This is a genomic window from Metapseudomonas otitidis (assembly GCF_011397855.1).
In the GTDB taxonomy this organism is placed as follows: Bacteria; Pseudomonadota; Gammaproteobacteria; order Pseudomonadales; family Pseudomonadaceae; genus Metapseudomonas; species Metapseudomonas otitidis.
This window is the reverse complement of record NZ_AP022642.1, coordinates 1,363,638-1,382,141: the sequence shown is the minus strand read 5'-3', so window position 1 is coordinate 1,382,141 and position 18,504 is coordinate 1,363,638. Positions and strand designations below refer to the sequence as shown.

Here is an 18,504-nt window from a genome sequence, read left to right as displayed (position 1 = left end):
CATGTGGCAGAGCTACTTCAACGGCATGCTGGTGGCGGCCGGGCTGATCATCGCCATCGGCGCGCAGAATGCCTTCGTCCTCGCCCAGAGCCTGCGCCGCGAGCACCACCTGCCGGTGGCGGCGCTCTGCGTGCTGTGCGACGCGCTACTGGTGAGCGCCGGGGTGTTCGGCCTGGCCAGCGTGCTGGCACAGAACCCGATGCTGCTGGCCATCGCCCGCTGGGGTGGGGTGGCCTTCCTCGCCTGGTACGGCAGCCTGGCCCTGCGCCGTGCACTGAGCCCGGGCACCCTGGCGATGCAGGCCGACGCCGGGCCACGCTCGCGCAAGGCGGTGCTGCTGGCGGCGCTGGCAGTGACGCTGCTCAACCCCCATGTCTACCTGGATACGGTGCTGCTGATCGGCTCCCTCGGCGCCCAGCAGCCGGTGCCCGGTGCCTACGCCCTGGGCGCGGCCAGTGCCTCGCTGATCTGGTTCTTCGCCCTGGCGCTGGGCGCTGCCTGGCTCGCCCCCTGGCTGGCCCGTCCCGCCACCTGGCGGCTGCTGGACTTCACCGTGGCGCTGATGATGTTCGCCATGGCGGCACAATTGGTGAACGGGATCTGAACCCGGGCGGTCCAAGCAGCACGGGCCGCGGAGGGGCTATTCCACACGGATACTGCGTGGTTAAGCCTCTGGTCGGGTGCTATGATCCGGCCCTCGCGGCACATAAAGAGTACGAACTCAAAGCCGCTCACCGGCCGCCCGTGAACGGCCCCGCGCCTTGCGCACATATCCAGACCTGATGAAGGAGACAGACATGGCTTTCGAATTGCCGCCGCTGCCGTACGAGAAGAACGCTCTCGAGCCGCACATTTCCGCCGAGACCCTGGAATTCCACCACGACAAGCACCACAACACCTATGTCGTGAACCTGAACAACCTGGTTCCGGGCACCGAGTTCGAAGGCAAGAGCCTGGAAGAGATCGTCAAGACCTCCTCGGGCGGCATCTTCAACAACGCCGCTCAGGTGTGGAACCACACCTTCTACTGGAACTGCCTGAGCCCGAACGGCGGTGGCCAGCCCACCGGCGCCCTGGCTGACGCCATCAACGCCGCATTCGGTTCCTTCGACAAGTTCAAGGAAGAGTTCACCAAGACCTCCGTCGGTACCTTCGGCTCCGGCTGGGGCTGGCTGGTGAAGAAGGCTGACGGCTCCCTGGCCCTGGCCAGCACCATCGGCGCCGGCTGCCCGCTGACCAGCGGCGACACCCCGCTGCTGACCTGCGACGTCTGGGAACACGCCTACTACATCGACTACCGCAACCTGCGTCCGAAGTACGTCGAGGCGTTCTGGAACCTGGTGAACTGGGACTTCGTGGCCAAGAACTTCGCCGCCTGAGTCACCCGCAGCACCTGAAAGGACCCGGCCTTGCGCCGGGTCTTTTCGTTCATGCCGGCGCTCGCGTCGTCCTCCCTCCTACCCTCCTAAACCGCAGAACCAATCGGGTCGCCCGTTGAACTCAGCGGCGCTGTCCATTCGTCGTCTGGCATTCAAGTCAGCCGATGCCGCACCGACACAGGGGCGTGTTCGCTTAATCCACCGGCCTGGCGAACGTCCCATTCGGGGACCGGGTTCCGCTTTTTGCGTACTGGCCCTTTGACGGCTACCCCGTGTTTGCCAATACTCAAGCGGTCTGGCACCTGGCACTTACCGGCATCGAACAAGGAATTCCTACTTGAAGCTGGATCTGAAAAACAGCTTGTCACTGAAGTTGCTCCGCGTGGTGCTGCTGTCCGCACTGGTGGTGGGCGTGGTGCTCAGCTGCGCGCAGATCGTGTTCGACGTCTACAAGACCCGCCAGGCGGTGGCCAATGACGCCCACCGCATCCTCGGCATGTTCCGCGATCCATCGACCCAGGCCGTCTACAGCCTGGACCGCGAAATGGGCATGCAGGTCATCGAAGGCCTGTTCCAGCACGAGTCGGTGCGCTTTGCCAGCATCGGCCACCCCAACGAACCCATGCTGGCGGAGAAGACCCGCCCGCTCAGTGAGCTGCCCACCCGCTGGCTCACCGACCCGATCCTCGGCAAGGAACAGAACTTCACCACCCAGCTGGTGGGACGCGGACCGTACAGCGAGTACTACGGCGACCTGACCATCACCCTCGACACCGCGCCCTATGGCGAGGACTTCGTCATCAGCTCGGTGATCATCTTCGTCTCCGGCGTGCTGCGCGCCCTGGCCATGGGCCTGGTGCTCTACTCCGTCTACCACTGGCTGCTGACCAAGCCGCTGTCGAAGATCATCGAGCACCTGACCAACATCAACCCCGACCGCCCCAGCGAGCACAAGCTGCCCATGCTCAAGGGCAACGAGAAGAACGAGCTGGGGTTGTGGATCAACACCGCCAACGAGCTGCTGGCGTCCATCGAACGCAATACGCACCTGCGCCGGGAGGCCGAGAACAGCCTGCTGCGCATGGCCCAGTACGACTTCCTCACCGGCCTGCCCAACCGACAGCAGCTGCAGCAGCAGCTGGATCAGATCCTCGAGGACGCCGGCCGCCTGCAGCGCCGGGTTGCCGTGCTGTGCGTGGGCCTGGACGACTTCAAGGGCGTCAACGAGCAGTACAGCTACCAGACCGGCGACCAGTTGCTGATCGCCCTGGCCGATCGCCTGCGTGGCCACAGCGGCCGCCTCGGCGCGCTGGCCCGCCTGGGGGGTGACCAGTTCGCCCTGGTACAGGCGGATATCGAGCAGCCCTACGAGGCCGCCGAGCTGGCCCAGAGTGTGCTGGACGACCTGGAAGCCCCCTTCGCGCTGGAACAGCAGGAAGTCCGCCTGCGCGCCACCATCGGCATCACCCTCTTCCCGGAAGACGGCGACAGCACCGAGAAGCTGCTGCAGAAAGCCGAACAGACCATGACCCTGGCCAAGAGCCGCTCGCGCAACCGCTACCAGTTCTACATCGCTAGCGTGGACAGCGAGATGCGCCGCCGCCGCGAGCTGGAGAAGGACCTGCGCGAAGCCCTCAAGCGCAACGAGCTGCAATTGGTCTACCAACCCCAGGTGGACTACCGCGACCACCGTGTGGTGGGCGTGGAGGCGCTGCTGCGCTGGCAGCATCCGCAACACGGTTTCGTGCCGCCGGACCTGTTCATCCCCCTGGCCGAGCAGAACGGCAGCATCATCCCCATCGGCGAGTGGGTGCTGGACCAGGCCTGCCACCAGCTGCGGGACTGGCACGACCAGGGCTTCAACGAACTGCGCATGGCCGTGAACCTCTCCACCGTGCAGCTGCACCACACCGAGCTGCCGCGCGTGGTCAACAACCTGCTGCAGGTCTACCGCCTGCCGCCGCGCAGCCTGGAGCTGGAAGTCACCGAGACCGGCCTGATGGAGGACATCTCCACCGCCGCCCAGCACCTGCTCAGCCTGCGGCGCTCCGGCGCACTGATCGCCATCGACGACTTCGGGACCGGCTATTCCTCGCTGAGCTACCTGAAGAGCCTGCCGCTGGACAAGATCAAGATCGACAAGAGCTTCGTCCAGGACGTGCTGGAGGACGAGGACGACGCCACCATCGTCCGCGCCATCATCCAGCTGGCCCGCAGCCTCGGCATGCAGGTGATCGCCGAAGGGGTCGAAACCCCCGAGCAGGAGAGCTACATCATTGCCCAGGGCTGCAACGAGGGTCAGGGCTATCTCTACAGCAAGCCGCTACCGGCCCGCGAGCTGACCGGCTACCTCAAGCAATCCCGCCGCCTGAGCGCCGCTGCCTCCAACCCCGCTGCCCTGTGATACGCCACATGCACCGCCTGCGGATGGCCGCCAGACGCTAGAGCCACCCGGTGGTGCGCAGCAGATAGACCGTTGCCACCGCCCCTGCGATGCACACCAGCCCAGCGCCCAGCGCCTGCCAGAAGAAGGTCCGCGCCAGCACGTCCTCGCCATGGCTGGACAGCAGGAAAGGCCGCGCCTCCCCCGGGCGACGCATGCGGTTGACCGCCGGTGCCGCACTGGTGGCGCGGTGGCGATCCTCCGCCTCCAGCTGCGCCGCCAGACGCACCCGCCCCCACTCCGCCTCGTCCAGTTGGCCGTCGCCGTTGCTGTCGAAGCGCTTCAGCAGGCCGGCGAAATCACTTTTCCATTCGCGGATCACCGCCCCCTCGGCGCGGCTGGCATCGAAACCCTGCTGGCTCGCGCCGGTGGTGACGAATTCGCCGATGGCGTAGAGCGGGCCGCCCAGTTCCAGGCGCTCCTCGGTGTAGCGGTAGTCGCCGCCACCGAACAGCGAGCCGAAGAAGCCGGTAGACTCCACCCGTAGCGGGTGCCGCTGGCTGCCATGCCAGACGTCGCGGGAGGCGGGTCGGACCTCGGCACCCCGCGGGTCGATCAGGCACTCGCCGGTACCGTCCCCCAGCGCCAGCCACTGGTCACTGGCGCCGCTTTCCACCACTTTCCAGCGCTTGTCCTTGCCGCTTCCGCTGCGCTCCTCGATCCGGAAGCGCCACCACACGCAGGGCTTGCCGGTGAGCGGCGCGCTCAACAGGCCATGCTGCGGCTCGTGCAGCACGCCGTAGAGTTCCACGTAACCCTGGGCTGCCGAGCGGATCTTCGAAGTGGGCGTATCCAGCAGCAGGCGCCCCTCGTAGAAGCGCTTCAGGCACCACCAGCCGCCACCGAGAAAGGCCCCCAGGCTGAAGGCCAGGCTCATCGCCAGGCCGCCGGCGTCACCACCATCCATCAGTTGAACAGGCTCTTGATGTCCACATCGGCCTTCTCGGCCTCGCTGAACACCAGCAGCTCCGCCGGGCGGAAGCCGAACATGCGGGCGATCAGCACATCAGGGAACTGCTCGATGCGCACGTTGTTCAGGTTGACCGCCTCGTTGTACAGCTCGCGGCGGTCGGCGATGCCGTTCTCCAGCCCGCTGATGCGCTGCTGGAGGAACTGGAAGTTCTCGTTGGCCTTGAGCTGCGGGTAGTTCTCCGCCAGCGCGAACAGCTGCCCGAGGCCGGCCCGCAGCCCGCTCTCGGCCTGGCCCAGGGCGCCCAGGTCACCGCGCTCTCGGGCGCCGGCCACGGCGTTGCGCGCGGCAATCACACGCTCCAGGGTGCTGCGCTCGTGCTGCATGTACTGCTTGCAGGTTTCCACCAGCTTGGGCAGCTCGTCGTGGCGCTGCTTGAGCAGCACCTCGATGTTCGACCAGGCCTTGCCCACACCGTGCTTCAGGCGCACCAGGGCGTTGTAGAGGATCACGGCATAGGCGCCCGCCAGCAGCAGGGCGACGAGGATGGCAACGGTGCTCAGGGACATGCGAACGACTCCTTGTCTTCGGTTCCGGCGGATTCTAGCGCCCACCGCCCTCCGGCACAGCGACCCGGGGCACACCCAACGCGACAGCGAGACAAAGTGCCACTTTTCAAAAATGCAAATCTTTCGCATTATGTTCGCCGTTTTCGCGCAGCAGCGCTTCCCAACACCACCGAAGGAATCCGCCATGAGTCGTATGCCCCTGGCCACCGCCAGCCTGCTTGCCATCGCCATCACTCTCGCCGGTTGCGGCGACGACAAGGACAAGGCCGCCGCGCCCCAGGCCGCAGCCCCGGCAGCCGCCAGCAGCACCGCTGCACCGGCCGCCGCCAAGGTGGACGAGGCAGCGACCAAGGCAGTGGTCAAGCACTACGCCGACCTGGCCCTGGCCGTGTTCACCGACGCCCACACCACCGGCGTAGCCCTGCAGAAGGCCGTGGACGCCTTCCTCGCCAACCCGAATGACGACACCCTGAAAGCCGCCCGCGAAGCCTGGCTGGCCGCACGCGTGCCCTACATGCAGACCGAGGTGTTCCGCTTCGGCAACCCGGTGGTGGACGACTGGGAAGGCCAGCTGAACGCCTGGCCGCTGGACGAAGGCCTGATCGACTACGTCGCCAAGGACTACCAGCACGCCCTGGGCAACCCGGGCGCCACCGCCAACATCATCGCCAACAAGGAAATCCAGGTCGGCGAAGACAAGATCGACGTCACCGAAATCACCGGCGAGAAACTGGCCAGCCTGAACGAACTGGGCGGTTCCGAGGCCAACGTCGCCACCGGCTACCACGCCATCGAATTCCTCCTCTGGGGCCAGGACCTGAACGGCACCGGCCCGGGCGCCGGCAACCGCCCGGCCACCGACTACGCCCAGGGCAAGGACTGCACCGGCGGCAACTGCGATCGCCGTGCCACCTACCTGAAGGCCGTCACCGACCTGCTGGTGAGCGACCTGGAGTACATGGTCGGCCAGTGGAAAGCCGGCGTGGCCGACAACTACCGCGCCAAGCTGGAAGCCGAACCGGCCGAGTCCGGCCTGCGCAAGATGCTGTTCGGCATGGGCAGCCTGTCCCTCGGCGAACTGGCCGGCGAGCGCATGAAGGTCGCCCTGGAAGCCAACTCCCCTGAAGACGAACACGACTGCTTCAGCGACAACACCCACAATTCGCACTTCTACAACGGCAAGGGCATCCGCAACGTCTACCTGGGCGAGTACAAGAAGGTCGACGGCACCACCCTGACCGGCCCGAGCCTGTCCTCCCTGGTCGCCAAGGCCGATGCCCAGGCCGACGCCACCCTGAAGGCCGACCTGGAGGCCACCGAGGCCAAGCTGCAGGTCCTGGTGGACCGCGCCAACAAGGGCGAGCACTTCGACCAGCTGATCGCCCCGGACAACGCCGAAGGCAACCAGGTGGTGCGTGACGCCATCGCCGCCCTGGTCAAGCAGACCGGCGCCATCGAGCAGGCCGCCGGCAAGCTGGGCATCAGCGACCTGAAGCCGGACAACGCCGACCACGAGTTCTGATCGACTCGTCCACGCGTCCCGCAAAGCGGATGCGGCCCATCGCCGCATCCGCTTTTTTCATGCCCGGAAATCCGCCTCTCGCCTCGCTGGAAGGCACGTCACGCCTGGGTTCAACCCGCTCCGCAGCGGCCAGCCGGACCCGCTATCACGAACGCAAATCCCTCTTATTTAATAGCCGTTCGCCTGCTAACATTGCCCGCCTGTTTTCCCCAGCCGGACCCGCCAATGCCCGTATCGTCGGCCCTCCGCCACCTGTCGCCGCTGTTGCTGGCCGTTGCCCTGGCCGGTTGCGACAAGCCCCCCCGCTTCACCCAGGCCGAACCCGGCGAGCAGCTTTCAGGCGGTGCCGCGACCATCAACCTGCATGACCGCAACGCCTTCTCCCAGGCCTCCGGCAACCTCACGCCGAGCCGCCGACTGGACTTCAACGTCGGCAACAGTTTCTTCCGTAACCCCTGGGTGATCGCCCCCTCCTCCACCACCGCGAGGGATGGCCTGGGCCCGCTGTTCAACACCAACGCCTGCCAGAACTGCCACGTGAAGGACGGCCGCGGCCATCCGCCGGGCGTTCGCGGTGACAACGCCGTGTCGATGCTGGTGCGCCTGTCCATCCCCGCCGAAGCCAAGGCCGAGCACCAGCAGATGCTGGAGCGCCTGGGCGTGGTGCCCGAGCCGGTGTACGGCGGACAGTTGCAGGACGTCGCCATCCCCGGCGTCGCACCGGAAGGCAAGGTGCGCATGCGCTACGAGCCGCTCAACGTCACCCTGGGCGACGGCACCGTGGTGGAGCTGCAGAAGCCGACCTTGGAGATCACCCAGCTGGGCTACGGCCCCATGCACCCGCAGACGATGTTCTCCGCGCGGGTCGCCCCACCGATGATCGGCCTGGGCCTGCTGGAGGCCATTCCCGAGGAGGCCATCCTGGCCAATGCCGGCCCGTCCGAGGCCAAGGGCCCTGGCATCGTTGGCCGCCCCAACCAGGTCTGGGACGACGCCGCCGGCAAGACCGTGCTCGGCCGCTTCGGCTGGAAGGCCGGCCAGCCCAGCCTGAACCAGCAGAACGCCCACGCCTTCTCCGGCGACATGGGCCTGACCACCAGCCTGCTGCCCCACGACGACTGCACGCCCGCCCAGGTGGACTGCCTGAATGCCGTGAACGGCGGCGAGCCCGAGGTCAGCGACAACATCCTGCGCCTGGTGCTGTTCTACAGTCGCAACCTCGCCGTGCCCTCGCGGCGCGGGGTCAACGACCCGCAGGTGCTGGACGGCAAGGGCCTGTTCCACCAGGCCGGCTGCCAGGGCTGCCACACCCCGAGCTTCACCACCCGGGCCGATGCCGCCGAACCGGAACTGGCCAACCAGCTGATCCGGCCCTATACCGACCTGCTGCTGCACGACATGGGCGAGGGCCTGGCCGACGGCCGCCCCGAGTTCCAGGCCAGCGGCCGCGACTGGCGCACACCGCCGCTGTGGGGCATCGGCCTCACCGAGGTGGTCAATGGCCACACCCGCTTCCTTCACGATGGGCGCGCCCGTAACCTGCTGGAGGCCATCCTCTGGCACGGTGGCGAGGCCGAGGCGGCGAAACAGACCGTCATGCGCTACGACGCCGGGCAGCGAGCCGCGCTGCTGGCATTCCTGAATTCCTTGTAAGGAGCCCTGCATGTTCCGCCCCAAACTGCTCTTCACCAGCCTCGCCGCCCTTGCACTCGGCGCCTGCGCGCCCCAGGACCCGCAAGCCCAGGCCACGTCCGCGCTGGCCAAGCAGGTGATCCTGCCCACCTACAGCCGCTGGGTGGAAGCCGACCGTGCCCTGGCCGCCAGCGCCCTGGCGTTCTGCTCCGGCAAGGAGGACCTGGCCAAGGCCCGTGCCGACTTCCTCGTCGCCCAGAAGGCCTGGGCCGAGCTGCAGCCGCTGATGGTCGGCCCCCTGGCCGAGGGCAACCGCGCCTGGCAAGTGCAGTTCTGGCCGGACAAGAAGAACCTGGTGGGCCGCCAGGTGGAGCAACTGGTCAACGCCAAGCCGCAGATCGACGCCGAAGGGCTGGGCAAGTCCAGCGTGGTGGTGCAGGGCCTGTCCGCCTACGAATACATCCTCTTCGACAGCGGCCTGGACCTGGCCGATGCCGAGCAGAAAGCCCGCTACTGCCCGCTGCTGGAAGCCATCGGCCAGCGCCAGAAGACACTGGCCGAGGAAATCCTTGCGAGCTGGAACAAGAAGGACGGCATGCTGGAACAGCTGACCAAGTTCCCCAACACCCGCTACGCCGACTCCCACGAGGCCATCTCGGAGCTGCTGCGCGTGCAGGTGACTGCCCTCGACACCCTGAAGAAGAAGCTTGGCACCCCCATGGGCCGCATGAGCAAGGGCGTGCCCCAGCCCTACCAGGCCGACGGTTGGCGCAGCGACACCTCCCTGGCCAGCCTTGGTGCCAGCCTGCTCAGCGCCGAGCAACTGTGGAAGGGCGTCGATGGCAAGGGCCTGCGCAGCCTGCTGGGCAGCGACCAGAAGGCACTGGCCGAGCAGATCGACGCCGCCTATGCCGACGCCCGCAGCAAGCTCGACGCACTGCAGCCGCCACTGAGCAAGCTGCTGGAGAGCGAAGAGGGCCTCAAGCAATTGGGCGTCTTCTACGCCAGCCTGGACGTGGTGCACCGCCTGCATTCCAACGAGCTGGCCCGCGTCCTCAACGTACAACTGGGCTTCAACGCCAACGATGGTGACTGACATGCTGCGCCGCCAGGTGGTCGCACTCGGCAGCCTGCTGCTCGGCGCGGTGACGCTGGGCGGCTGGTCGCTCAATCGCAAGGGGCGCGAGCCCCTGCTGCTCTCTGCCCGTGACGATGCCGACGGCGGCCATTACGCCGTGGGCTACCGCCTGGACGGCACCCAGGTGTTCGCCACCCGGGTCGCCCAGCGCTGCCACGACATCGTCCAGCACCCCAGCGAAGCGGTGGCCCTGTTCGTCGCCCGTCGCCCGGGCACCGAGAGCTACCTGATCGACCTGGAGGACGGCCGCCTGCTGCAGACCCTGCGCTCGCAGCCGGACCGGCACTTCTATGGCCACGGCGTGTTCCACAAGAGCGGCGAATGGCTGTACGTCACCGACAACGACACCCGCGACCCCGGCCGCGGTGTGCTGGGCGTCTACGCCTATGCCAACCGCCAGCTGAGCTTCCAGGGCGAGCTGTCCACCCACGGCCTCGGCCCGCACCAGGTGTCCTGGATGCCGGATGGCGAGACCTTCGTGGTAGCCAACGGCGGTATCCGCACCGAAGCGGAAAGCCGCAAGGAAATGAACCTCGATGCCATGGAGCCGAGCCTGGTACTGATGCGTCGCGACGGCAGCTTGATCAGCCGCGAGACCCTGCCACAACAGATGAACAGCATCCGCCACCTGGCCGTCGCTGCCGACGGCACCGTGGTGGCGGGCCAGCAGTACATGGGCGATGGCGGAGACCACGCCGACCTGCTGGCCATCAAGCGCCCTGGCCAGCCGTTCGTCGCATTCCCCGTGGCGGACGAACAGCGCCTGGCCATGGCCCAGTACACCGCCAGCGTGGCGGTGCACGACGAACTGCGCCTGGTGGCCCTGACCGCCCCACGCGGCAATCGCTTCTTCATCTGGGACCTGGACAGCGGCGCCCTGCGCCTGGACGCCCCGCTGCCCGACTGCGCCGGCGTGGGCGCGGTGAAGGACGGCTTCGTCGTCACCTCCGGCCAGGGGCGCTGCCGCCTCTACGACTGCCGCCAGGCCACCCCCACCGCCACACCGCTGCAATTGCCCGCCGGGCTCTGGGACAACCACCTGCACCTGGCGTGAAACCCGAGCATTTCGTCGCCATGATTCAACAGGCCGTTGAAAAACGTGGACGAGGCAGCCGATGCAAGGCGAAAACGCCCGAAAAAGCGCAGTTTACGTACGGTAAATGAGCATTTTGAGGGCGTTTTCAACGCCGCAGCGGCAACGCAGTTAGTTTTTCAACAGCCTGCTAACGCCTCGGTCATGGCGGCCGACCTATACTTTGTCTGCACTTCCCTTCCTCCTCCCTGAGGCGTTCTTCCATGTCCCTGCAAAACTCCCTGCGAGGCCAGCTCCTCGCGCTGTTGGGTGGCAGCCTGTTGCTGATCCTGGTGGTCGCGCTTGCCTGCTTCAATTCACTGTCTGGTGGTATCCAGTCCTATCGCAATCTCGTAGGTGGCACGCTGGAAGCGTCCGGCCTCGTCGACAGCGCCAACGTCGAATTCAAAGGCCAGGTCCAGGAATGGAAGAACGTGCTGCTGCGCGGCAAGGACCCGGCCGCCCTGGCCAAGTACTGGGGCCAGTTCGAGGATCAGGAACGCAAGGTCCAGGACATCCTCGGCAAGCTGGTCAATGAAGCCCGCGACATGGGCGACCGCGACCTGCAGACCCAGGTGGAGCGCCTGCGCACCGAGCACCAGAGCCTGGGCGCGGCCTACCGCAAGGGCCGCGAGGCCTTCCTTGCCGCCGGGGCCGACCCGACCGCCGGCGACAAGGCGGTGCAGGGCATCGACCGTGCCGCCAGCGACCAGATGACCGCCCTGGTCACCCAGCTGCATGACCGTGGCATTCAGCAGTCGGCCGAGATCAGCGCCAGTGCCGGCGCTACCGTGACTGGCGGCCTGGTGACCCTGCTGCTGTCCAGCCTGGTGATCGGCGTGCTGGCCCTGTGGCTGATCAACCGCCGCCTGATCGCGCCGATCCGCACCCTCATCGAGCACATCGCCCGCCTGAGCCAGGGCAACTTCGGCGAGCGCGTCGACAGCAGCCGCAGGGACGAACTGGGCAGCCTGGCCAATTCGGCGAACGTGCTGCGGGACTTCCTCGCCGACACCTTCAACCGGCTGAAGCACAGCACCAGCGAGCTGGACAACGCCAGCGGCGAGCTCAACGCCATCGCCGTGCTGATGGCCCAGGGCGTGCGAGAGCAGTTCTCCCGCACCGACCAGGTGGCCACGGCGATGCACGAGATGTCCGCCACCGCCCAGGAAGTGGCGCGCCATGCTGCCGAGGCCGCTGGCGCTGCCGACCAGGCCGACACCTCCGCCCAGCAGGGCGAGCGGGTGATGCAGGCCACCATCCAGAGCATCACCGGCATGCGCGGCGAGATCGCCTCCACCGCCGAGGTGATCCGTCGCCTGGAAAGCGACAGCGGGCGCATCAGCAAGGTGCTGGAAGTGATCCGTGGCATCGCCGAGCAGACCAACCTGCTGGCCCTCAACGCCGCCATCGAGGCCGCCCGCGCCGGCGAACAGGGCCGTGGCTTCGCGGTGGTGGCCGATGAGGTCCGCACCCTGGCCCAGCGCACCGCCGAATCCACCGCCGAGATCCACCAGATCATCGACACGGTGCAGACCGGCGCGGTGAACGCGGTGCGCGCCATCGAGAACGGCCAGAACCGCAGCGAGCAGAGCGTCACCCAGGTCACCGAGGCCGGTGCCATGCTGCAGCGCATCACCGAGGCCGTGGAGGCGATCCGCGACATGAACCGGCAGATCGCCACCGCAGCCGAGGAGCAGACCTCGGTGGCCGAGGACATCTCCCGCAACCTCACCGAGATCACCGCCATCGCCAACACCAACAACGAGAACGTGCAACGCACCGAAGGCGCCAGCCAGCGGCTGCATGGCCTCTCGGGCGAACTGAACGACGTCACCCGCCGCTTCAGCGCCTGATTCTCCCGGCACAGGGATGTGCCTTCCCCTCCCCCTCGCCTGTTCGGCGCCGGCCTACCGGCCAAAATAAAATCCGCGATATTCGGCGATCCTCGCCGATCATGAACAGCAGCCAGCAAACCGCCCGCCTAGCGCAATCTTTTGAAATTCCGGGGCTTTGACTTGCCCCCGCCGGTAGGAATAAGGTGCACGCCTCGCCTATTCCCAGGCCCGACTCTGCCTTGCCAAGGAACCGGAATATGTTGCTCCGCCGCATGCTCATCATGCTCGGCGCGGTCATCCTCGTGGTGCTCGCCCTTGCCGCCTACAAAGCCTTCTCCATCAAGCAACAGATCGCGATGTTCACCGCGCCCAAACCGGCCATCAGCGTGTCGGCCGCCCTGGCCGAACAGCGTCCGTGGCAGGAGCGCCTGCCGGCGATCGGCTCGCTCAAGGCCTTCCAGGGCGTCGACCTGACCGTTGAGGTCTCCGGCACCGTGCAGGATGTGCTGTTCCGCTCCGGCGAGAAGGTGCGCCAGGGCCAGCCGCTGATCCAGATGGACAGCGACGTGGAGAAGGCCAGCCTGGCCACCGCCGAGGCGACCCTGTCCCTGGCCCGCGTCGAATTCGAGCGCGGCCGCAGCCTGGTCAACCGGCAGAACATCTCCAAGAGCGAGTTCGACCGTCTGTCCTCCGAGCTGCAGAAGGCCAACGCCTCGGTGGCCCAGTTGAAGGCGACGCTGGACAAGAAGCGCATCCTCGCGCCGTTCGGCGGCACCATCGGTATCCGCAAGGTGGACGTGGGTGACTTTCTCTCTTCCGGCACCACCATCGCCACCCTGCAGGACCTGGACAACCTCTATGTAGACTTCTTCCTGCCCGAGCAGGCCGTGCCCAAGCTGGCCCTGGAACAGCGCGTGCGGGTGAGCGTGGCGGCGTACCCGGGCGAGGTGTTCGAAGGCACCATCTCGGCGATCAACCCGAAGGTCGAGGACACCACCCGCAACCTGCAGGTCCGCGCCGTACTGAAGAACCCCGACAACAAGCTGCTGCCGGGCATGTTCGCCAACCTCGACGTGCTGCTGCCGGGTGAAGAGCAACGCGTGGTGGTCCCGGAGACCGCCATCACCTTCACCCTGTACGGCAACTCCGTGTACGTCATCGCGCCGAAGAAGGGCGAGGACGGCCAGGAGCAGAAGGACGACAAGGGCGCACCCTACCTGGTGGTCGAGCGCCGCTTCGTCGAGACCGGCGAGCGCCGCGACGGCCAGGTGGTGGTGCTCAAGGGCCTCAAGACCGGCGAGCAGGTGGTCACCTCCGGCCAGCTGAAGCTGGACAACGGCTCCCACGTCGCGGTGGTGGACGACCCGGTCCTCGCCCCCAAAACGGAAGATCAAGCCAGCGCTGCCCAATAAGGCAGCGCCAAGGAATCGCATATGGCTTTCACAGATCCCTTCATCCGTCGACCGGTCCTGGCGACCGTGGTCAGCCTGCTCATCGTCCTGCTCGGTTTCCAGGCGTTCAGCAAGCTGGTCATCCGCCAGTACCCGCAGATGGAGAACGCCCTGATCACGGTGACCACCGCCTACCCGGGGGCCAACGCCGAGACCATCCAGGGCTACATCACCCAGCCGCTGCAGCAGAGCCTGGCGAGTGCCGAAGGCATCGACTACATGACGTCGTCGAGCCAGCAGAACATGTCGGTCATCTCGATCTACGCGCGCATCGGCGCCAACTCGGACCGGTTGTTCACCGAGCTGCTGGCCAAGGCCAACGAGGTTAAGAACCAGTTGCCTCAGGACGCCGAAGACCCCGTGCTGTCCAAGGAGTCGGCCGACGCCTCGGCGCTGATGTACATCAGCTTCTACAGCGATGAGCTGTCCAACCCGCAGATCACCGACTACCTGTCGCGGGTCATCCAGCCCAAGCTGGCGACCCTGCCGGGCATGGCGGAGGCGGAGATCCTCGGCAACCAGGTCTTCGCCATGCGCCTGTGGCTGGACCCGGTGAAGATGGCCGCCTACGGGGTCACCGCCACCGACGTGAGCGATGCGGTGCGCAAGTACAACTTCCTCTCGGCCGCCGGCCAAGTGAAGGGCGAGTACGTGGTGACCAGCATCAACGCCACCACCGACCTGAAGTCCCCCGAGGCCTTCGCTGCCATCCCGGTGAAGACCGTGGGTGACAGCCGCGTGCTGGTGCGTGACATCGCCCGCGTCGAGATGGGCGCGGAGAACTACGACTCCATCAGTTCCTTCGACGGCATCCCCTCGGTGTACATCGGCATCAAGGGCACCCCCAGCGCCAACCCGCTGGACGTGATCAAGCACGTGCGCGCGATCATGCCCGAGCTGGAAGCGCAGCTGCCGCCGAACCTGAAGGTGTCCATCGCCTACGACGCCACCCGCTTCATCCAGGCCTCCATCGACGAGGTGGTGAAGACCCTCGGTGAGGCGGTGCTGATCGTCATCGTGGTCGTGTTCCTGTTCCTCGGCGCCTTCCGCTCGGTGCTGATCCCGGTGATCACCATCCCGCTGTCGATGATCGGCGTGCTGTTCTTCATGCAGCTGATGGGCTACTCCATCAACCTGCTGACGCTGCTGGCCATGGTGCTCGCCATCGGCCTGGTGGTGGACGACGCCATCGTGGTGGTGGAGAACATCCACCGGCACATCGAGGAGGGCAAGACGCCCTTCGACGCCGCCATCGAGGGTGCCCGCGAGATCGCCGTGCCGGTCATTTCCATGACCATCACCCTGGCGGCGGTGTACGCCCCCATCGGCTTCCTCGAAGGCCTGACCGGTGCGCTGTTCCGCGAGTTCGCCCTGACCCTGGCGGGCGCGGTGATCATCTCCGGCATCGTCGCTCTGACGCTGTCGCCGATGATGTGCTCCAAGCTGCTGCGCCACGAGGAAAACCCGAGCGGCCTGGCCCACCGGCTGGACCTGATCTTCGAGCGCCTCAAGCACCGCTACCAGCGCGCCCTGCACGGCACCCTCAACACCCGCCCAGTGGTGGTGGTGTTCGCCGTGCTGGTGTTCTGCCTGATCCCGGTGCTGATGATGTTCACCAAGAGCGAACTGGCCCCCGACGAGGACCAGGGCATCGTGTTCCTCATGGCCAAGGCGCCGCAGCCGACCAACCTGGACTACCTGAACGCCTACTCGGCGCAGTTCGTGGACCTGTTCAAGTCCTTCCCCGAGTACTACTCGTCGTTCCAGATCAACGGCTTCGACGGCGTGCAGGCGGGTATCGGCGGCTTCCTGCTCAAGCCCTGGGACGAGCGCGAGCGTACCCAGATGGAGCTGCTGCCGCAGGTCCAGGCCAAGCTGGACAAGATCCCCGGCCTGCAGATCTTCGGCTTCAACCTGCCGTCCCTGCCGGGTACCGGCGAGGGCCTGCCGTTCCAGTTCGTGGTCAACACCCCCAACGACTACGAGTCGCTGCTGCAGGTGACCGAGCGCATCAAGAAACGGGCAGAGGAGTCCGGGAAGTTCGCCTTCCTGAACATCGACCTGGCGTTCGACAAGCCCGAGGTGGTGGTGGACATCGACCGGCAGAAGGCCGCGCAGATGGGCGTCTCCATGCAGGACCTGGGTTCCACCCTGGCCCTGCTGCTGGGCGAAGGCGAGATCAACCGCTTCACCATCGACGGCCGCAGCTACAAGGTGATCGCCCAGGTGGAGCGGGCCTACCGCGACAACCCGGGCTGGCTGAACAACTACTACGTGAAGAGCGAGAGCGGCACCATGGTGCCCCTGTCCACGCTGATCACCGTGCATGACACCGCCCGCCCGACCAAGCTCAAGCAGTTCCAGCAGTTGAACTCGGCGATCATCGAGGGCTTCCCGGTGGTGAGCATGGGCGATGCGGTGGAGACGGTGACCCAGATCGCCCGCGAGGAGGCCCCGCGCGGCTTCGCCTTCGACTACGCCGGCGCCTCGCGCCAGTACGTCCAGGAAGGCAGCGCGCTGTACGTCACCTTCGGCCTGGCGCTGGCGATCATCTTCCTGGTGCTGGCCGCGCAGTTCGAGAGCTTCCGCGACCCGCTGGTGATCCTGGTGACGGTGCCGCTGTCCATCTGCGGGGCGCTGATCCCGCTGTTCCTCGGCATCTCCAGCATGAACATCTACACCCAGGTGGGCCTGGTGACGCTGATCGGCCTGATCAGCAAGCACGGCATCCTGATCGTGGAGTTCGCCAACCAGCTGCGCCGCGAGAAGGGCCTGTCCCCGCGCGAGGCCGTGGAGGAAGCGGCGTCGATCCGCCTGCGCCCGGTGCTGATGACCACGGCGGCGATGGTGTTCGGCATGGTGCCGCTGATCCTCGCCACGGGTGCGGGCGCGGTGAGCCGCTTCGACATCGGCCTGGTGATCGCCACCGGCATGTCCATCGGCACGCTGTTCACCCTGTTCGTCCTGCCATGCGTCTACACGCTGCTGACGCGCAAGGACCCGCAGCACCAGCCCCAGGCCGAGCCCGTCTCGAGCCACTGAGGCACGTAGAACGAGAAGGCCCCGCAGATGCGGGGCCTTTTTCGTTCGGGGCTGCTCAAAGCCGGTGCAGGGCCTCTACGCGGTGGCCGAAGGCGCGTTCGTAGGCAGTCAGCAGGTGGGCCCAGTCCGCCTCGCTGATGGCGGAGTGGCGCTTGATCTTGCCGACGTCATTGAATGCCGCGCGCGCCTGGGCGAAGCGGCGACGGCTCTTCTCCAGGTCGAGCAGGGCAATCTCCGGCGTGGCGCCCTGCCCTTCCCCGAGGCGGATGAAGATGTGCTTGGGGTACAGGCAGCCATGTTGCCAGCCACCCCGGTGCAACCGCGCCAGGACCGTGGCGATCTGGTCCAGCACCCGGGCACGTTCATCCTCGGTGTCCGGCCGCCCCGCCAGGGAGGCGTACCAGCATTCGAAATCGATGAAGCCATCCAGCGCCTCGGTCACCAGCAGGGCCTGCCAACCAGAGTCCCCGCCACGCCGGGCACCGCAGTAGACGAGCCGTGGCACGCGCACGCCCAGGCGCTCGAAGGCACGGATGGCATCCCGCTCGCGCAGCACCGTCGGACGCCCGAAGGGGTGCAACAGGCTGCGGTAGAGGTGGCCGCACTGGCGCTTGCAGTAGAGCAGCACACCGTCGTCGCGGCGCACCCGCTCCACCCCGCTCTCGCCGCCGCGCCTCAGGTTCGGCGGCTCGACCCATTCGCCTCGCCAGTCCCAGAACTGTTCGAACCGGTCATCCATGGCCCTCGTCAACGTCATCACGCCTGCCGCCATCAGGTACCCCTCCGTTCGTCGCCTGGTGAATTCCAGGTCATCGTTCTGATCGAGACCGTCCGAATGGGCGAATGATTCCTGCCCTTTTTTGTGTCGCCTGCGGTAACAGGATCGTGCACGGGGTAACCCCATTCACGACGGCAAGCCCCGAATCGCATCGCCTGGATGGGCGGCAGCGTCTCTAGCCCGGGAGTTGCACCGAAGCATCCCTGCGCTCGTCGGCTCGTAGCGGCGACGTTGCAAAGGCCGTACCGCTAGCCGGGTATTGAAGCAGGGAATCGAGGAATGGCGATTGGAGCAGAAGCAGGGAAGGTGTTGACGGGCTCCTCCCCGTCATGAGGGAGGAGCACCATGGCGAGGATCAGGACTGGCCGCGCAGCCCTTGGGTCAGGCCATACATCAGCAACAGGAGGTTATCGTCGGGCCTGGCCAGGGGCTTGTGGCGGGCGTTGGGCGGTACCGGGCAGTAGCCGAGACCGTTGGAACTGACTACCGAGGGCGATGGCTCGTGCCATGCCGCTGCCGCCGCAGAGGCGACTCCCAGGGCGCCGGCGAGGAACAAAGCTCGCGTGATTTCTAATTTCATGATCGCAACCCCTTGATAGCGCTGCCAAACGCTGTGACTTAACCGTAGAACACCTGGCGGTGACCGTGACTTGGAGTGACGAACGGTCCTTCGGGTCCGGGGTGCTCGGTGCACCGCCGCAGAAAATCAACGGCTGAGGCTGGCAGACAA

The 18,504-nt window shown here is 66.5% G+C and carries 14 protein-coding genes; 10 read left to right on the top strand and 4 right to left on the bottom strand.

Translation table 11 applies throughout. The annotated features are described in order from the left end of the window. Window position 1: 1 nt before the first annotated feature. The 3 genes from PotMrB4_RS06485 (at window position 2) to PotMrB4_RS06475 (ending at window position 3,783) form a co-directional block, all read left to right on the top strand. Window positions 2–604 carry a LysE/ArgO family amino acid transporter gene (locus PotMrB4_RS06485; RefSeq protein WP_142011794.1) on the top strand — a complete coding sequence of 201 codons (603 nt, stop codon included), beginning with the start codon at window positions 2–4 and terminating at the stop codon, window positions 602–604. A gap of 193 nt (window positions 605–797) precedes the next feature. Continuing rightward, window positions 798–1,379: a superoxide dismutase [Fe] gene (gene sodB / locus PotMrB4_RS06480; protein ID WP_044409441.1), complete on the top strand. Its 582-nt coding sequence runs from the start codon at window positions 798–800 to the stop codon at window positions 1,377–1,379. A 337-nt stretch (window positions 1,380–1,716) separates the two neighbouring features. Further along, window positions 1,717–3,783, top strand: coding sequence for a putative bifunctional diguanylate cyclase/phosphodiesterase (locus PotMrB4_RS06475; protein ID WP_044409444.1), 2,067 nt, complete (start codon window positions 1,717–1,719; stop codon window positions 3,781–3,783). Between the two features lie 37 nt (window positions 3,784–3,820). Here the strand turns inward: PotMrB4_RS06475 and PotMrB4_RS06470 are convergent, their stop codons facing one another. Both PotMrB4_RS06470 and PotMrB4_RS06465 read right to left on the bottom strand, forming a co-directional pair. Continuing rightward, a complete protein-coding gene (locus PotMrB4_RS06470; RefSeq protein WP_172432819.1) occupies window positions 3,821–4,729 on the bottom strand; it encodes a GIDE domain-containing protein in 909 nt (302 codons plus the stop codon). Further along, entirely contained in the window at window positions 4,729–5,301 is a 573-nt protein-coding gene (locus PotMrB4_RS06465; protein WP_044409450.1) for a LemA family protein, read from the bottom strand. The genes PotMrB4_RS06470 and PotMrB4_RS06465 overlap by 1 nt, the downstream gene beginning before the upstream one ends. A 184-nt stretch (window positions 5,302–5,485) precedes the next feature. Between PotMrB4_RS06465 and PotMrB4_RS06460 the strand changes: the two genes are divergently transcribed. The 7 genes from PotMrB4_RS06460 (at window position 5,486) to PotMrB4_RS06430 (ending at window position 16,996) form a co-directional block, all read left to right on the top strand. Further along, entirely contained in the window at window positions 5,486–6,823 is a 1,338-nt protein-coding gene (locus tag PotMrB4_RS06460; protein WP_172432818.1) for an imelysin family protein, read from the top strand. 225 nt (window positions 6,824–7,048) lie between these two features. Further along, a complete protein-coding gene (locus PotMrB4_RS06455; protein WP_172432817.1) occupies window positions 7,049–8,476 on the top strand; it encodes a di-heme oxidoreductase family protein in 1,428 nt (475 codons plus the stop codon). Window positions 8,477–8,486: 10 nt separating this feature from the next. Further along, a complete protein-coding gene (locus PotMrB4_RS06450) occupies window positions 8,487–9,551 on the top strand; it encodes an imelysin family protein (protein ID WP_172432816.1) in 1,065 nt (354 codons plus the stop codon). Window position 9,552: 1 nt separating this feature from the next. Further along, the gene (locus PotMrB4_RS06445) at window positions 9,553–10,647 is read left to right on the top strand and encodes a DUF1513 domain-containing protein (protein WP_172432815.1); all 1,095 of its coding nucleotides are present in this window, start codon (window positions 9,553–9,555) and stop codon (window positions 10,645–10,647) included. Between the two features lie 242 nt (window positions 10,648–10,889). Then, window positions 10,890–12,521: a methyl-accepting chemotaxis protein gene (locus PotMrB4_RS06440; RefSeq protein WP_172432814.1), complete on the top strand. Its 1,632-nt coding sequence runs from the start codon at window positions 10,890–10,892 to the stop codon at window positions 12,519–12,521. Window positions 12,522–12,760: 239 nt separating this feature from the next. After that, complete coding sequence (locus PotMrB4_RS06435) at window positions 12,761–13,915, top strand: efflux RND transporter periplasmic adaptor subunit (RefSeq protein ID WP_172432813.1); 1,155 nt, start codon at window positions 12,761–12,763, stop codon at window positions 13,913–13,915. 21 nt (window positions 13,916–13,936) lie between these two features. Continuing rightward, window positions 13,937–16,996, top strand: coding sequence for a multidrug efflux RND transporter permease subunit (locus tag PotMrB4_RS06430; RefSeq protein ID WP_172432812.1), 3,060 nt, complete (start codon window positions 13,937–13,939; stop codon window positions 16,994–16,996). Between the two features lie 55 nt (window positions 16,997–17,051). Here the strand turns inward: PotMrB4_RS06430 and PotMrB4_RS06425 are convergent, their stop codons facing one another. Together PotMrB4_RS06425 and PotMrB4_RS06420 are read right to left on the bottom strand one after the other, a co-directional pair. After that, complete coding sequence (locus PotMrB4_RS06425; protein ID WP_172432811.1) at window positions 17,052–17,753, bottom strand: lipopolysaccharide kinase InaA family protein; 702 nt, start codon at window positions 17,751–17,753, stop codon at window positions 17,052–17,054. Window positions 17,754–18,129: 376 nt separating this feature from the next. Next, complete coding sequence (locus tag PotMrB4_RS06420; RefSeq protein WP_074971581.1) at window positions 18,130–18,354, bottom strand: hypothetical protein; 225 nt, start codon at window positions 18,352–18,354, stop codon at window positions 18,130–18,132. Between the last annotated feature and the right edge of the window lie 150 nt (window positions 18,355–18,504).

Excerpts from the sequence above, each read along its gene's own strand:
- PotMrB4_RS06440 (WP_172432814.1), top strand. The coding sequence starts at position 10,890 with ATGTCCCTGCAAAACTCCCTGCGAGGCCAGCTCCTCGCGCTGTTGGGT.
- PotMrB4_RS06430 (WP_172432812.1), top strand. The coding sequence starts at position 13,937 with ATGGCTTTCACAGATCCCTTCATCCGTCGACCGGTCCTGGCGACCGTG.
- PotMrB4_RS06455 (WP_172432817.1), top strand. The coding sequence starts at position 7,049 with ATGCCCGTATCGTCGGCCCTCCGCCACCTGTCGCCGCTGTTGCTGGCC.
- PotMrB4_RS06445 (WP_172432815.1), top strand. The coding sequence starts at position 9,553 with ATGCTGCGCCGCCAGGTGGTCGCACTCGGCAGCCTGCTGCTCGGCGCG.
- sodB (WP_044409441.1), top strand. The coding sequence starts at position 798 with ATGGCTTTCGAATTGCCGCCGCTGCCGTACGAGAAGAACGCTCTCGAG.
- PotMrB4_RS06420 (WP_074971581.1), bottom strand. The coding sequence starts at position 18,354 with ATGAAATTAGAAATCACGCGAGCTTTGTTCCTCGCCGGCGCCCTGGGA.
- PotMrB4_RS06460 (WP_172432818.1), top strand. The coding sequence starts at position 5,486 with ATGAGTCGTATGCCCCTGGCCACCGCCAGCCTGCTTGCCATCGCCATC.
- PotMrB4_RS06425 (WP_172432811.1), bottom strand. The coding sequence starts at position 17,753 with ATGACGTTGACGAGGGCCATGGATGACCGGTTCGAACAGTTCTGGGAC.
- PotMrB4_RS06470 (WP_172432819.1), bottom strand. The coding sequence starts at position 4,729 with ATGGATGGTGGTGACGCCGGCGGCCTGGCGATGAGCCTGGCCTTCAGC.
- PotMrB4_RS06435 (WP_172432813.1), top strand. The coding sequence starts at position 12,761 with ATGTTGCTCCGCCGCATGCTCATCATGCTCGGCGCGGTCATCCTCGTG.
- PotMrB4_RS06450 (WP_172432816.1), top strand. The coding sequence starts at position 8,487 with ATGTTCCGCCCCAAACTGCTCTTCACCAGCCTCGCCGCCCTTGCACTC.
- PotMrB4_RS06485 (WP_142011794.1), top strand. The coding sequence starts at position 2 with ATGTGGCAGAGCTACTTCAACGGCATGCTGGTGGCGGCCGGGCTGATC.
- PotMrB4_RS06465 (WP_044409450.1), bottom strand. The coding sequence starts at position 5,301 with ATGTCCCTGAGCACCGTTGCCATCCTCGTCGCCCTGCTGCTGGCGGGC.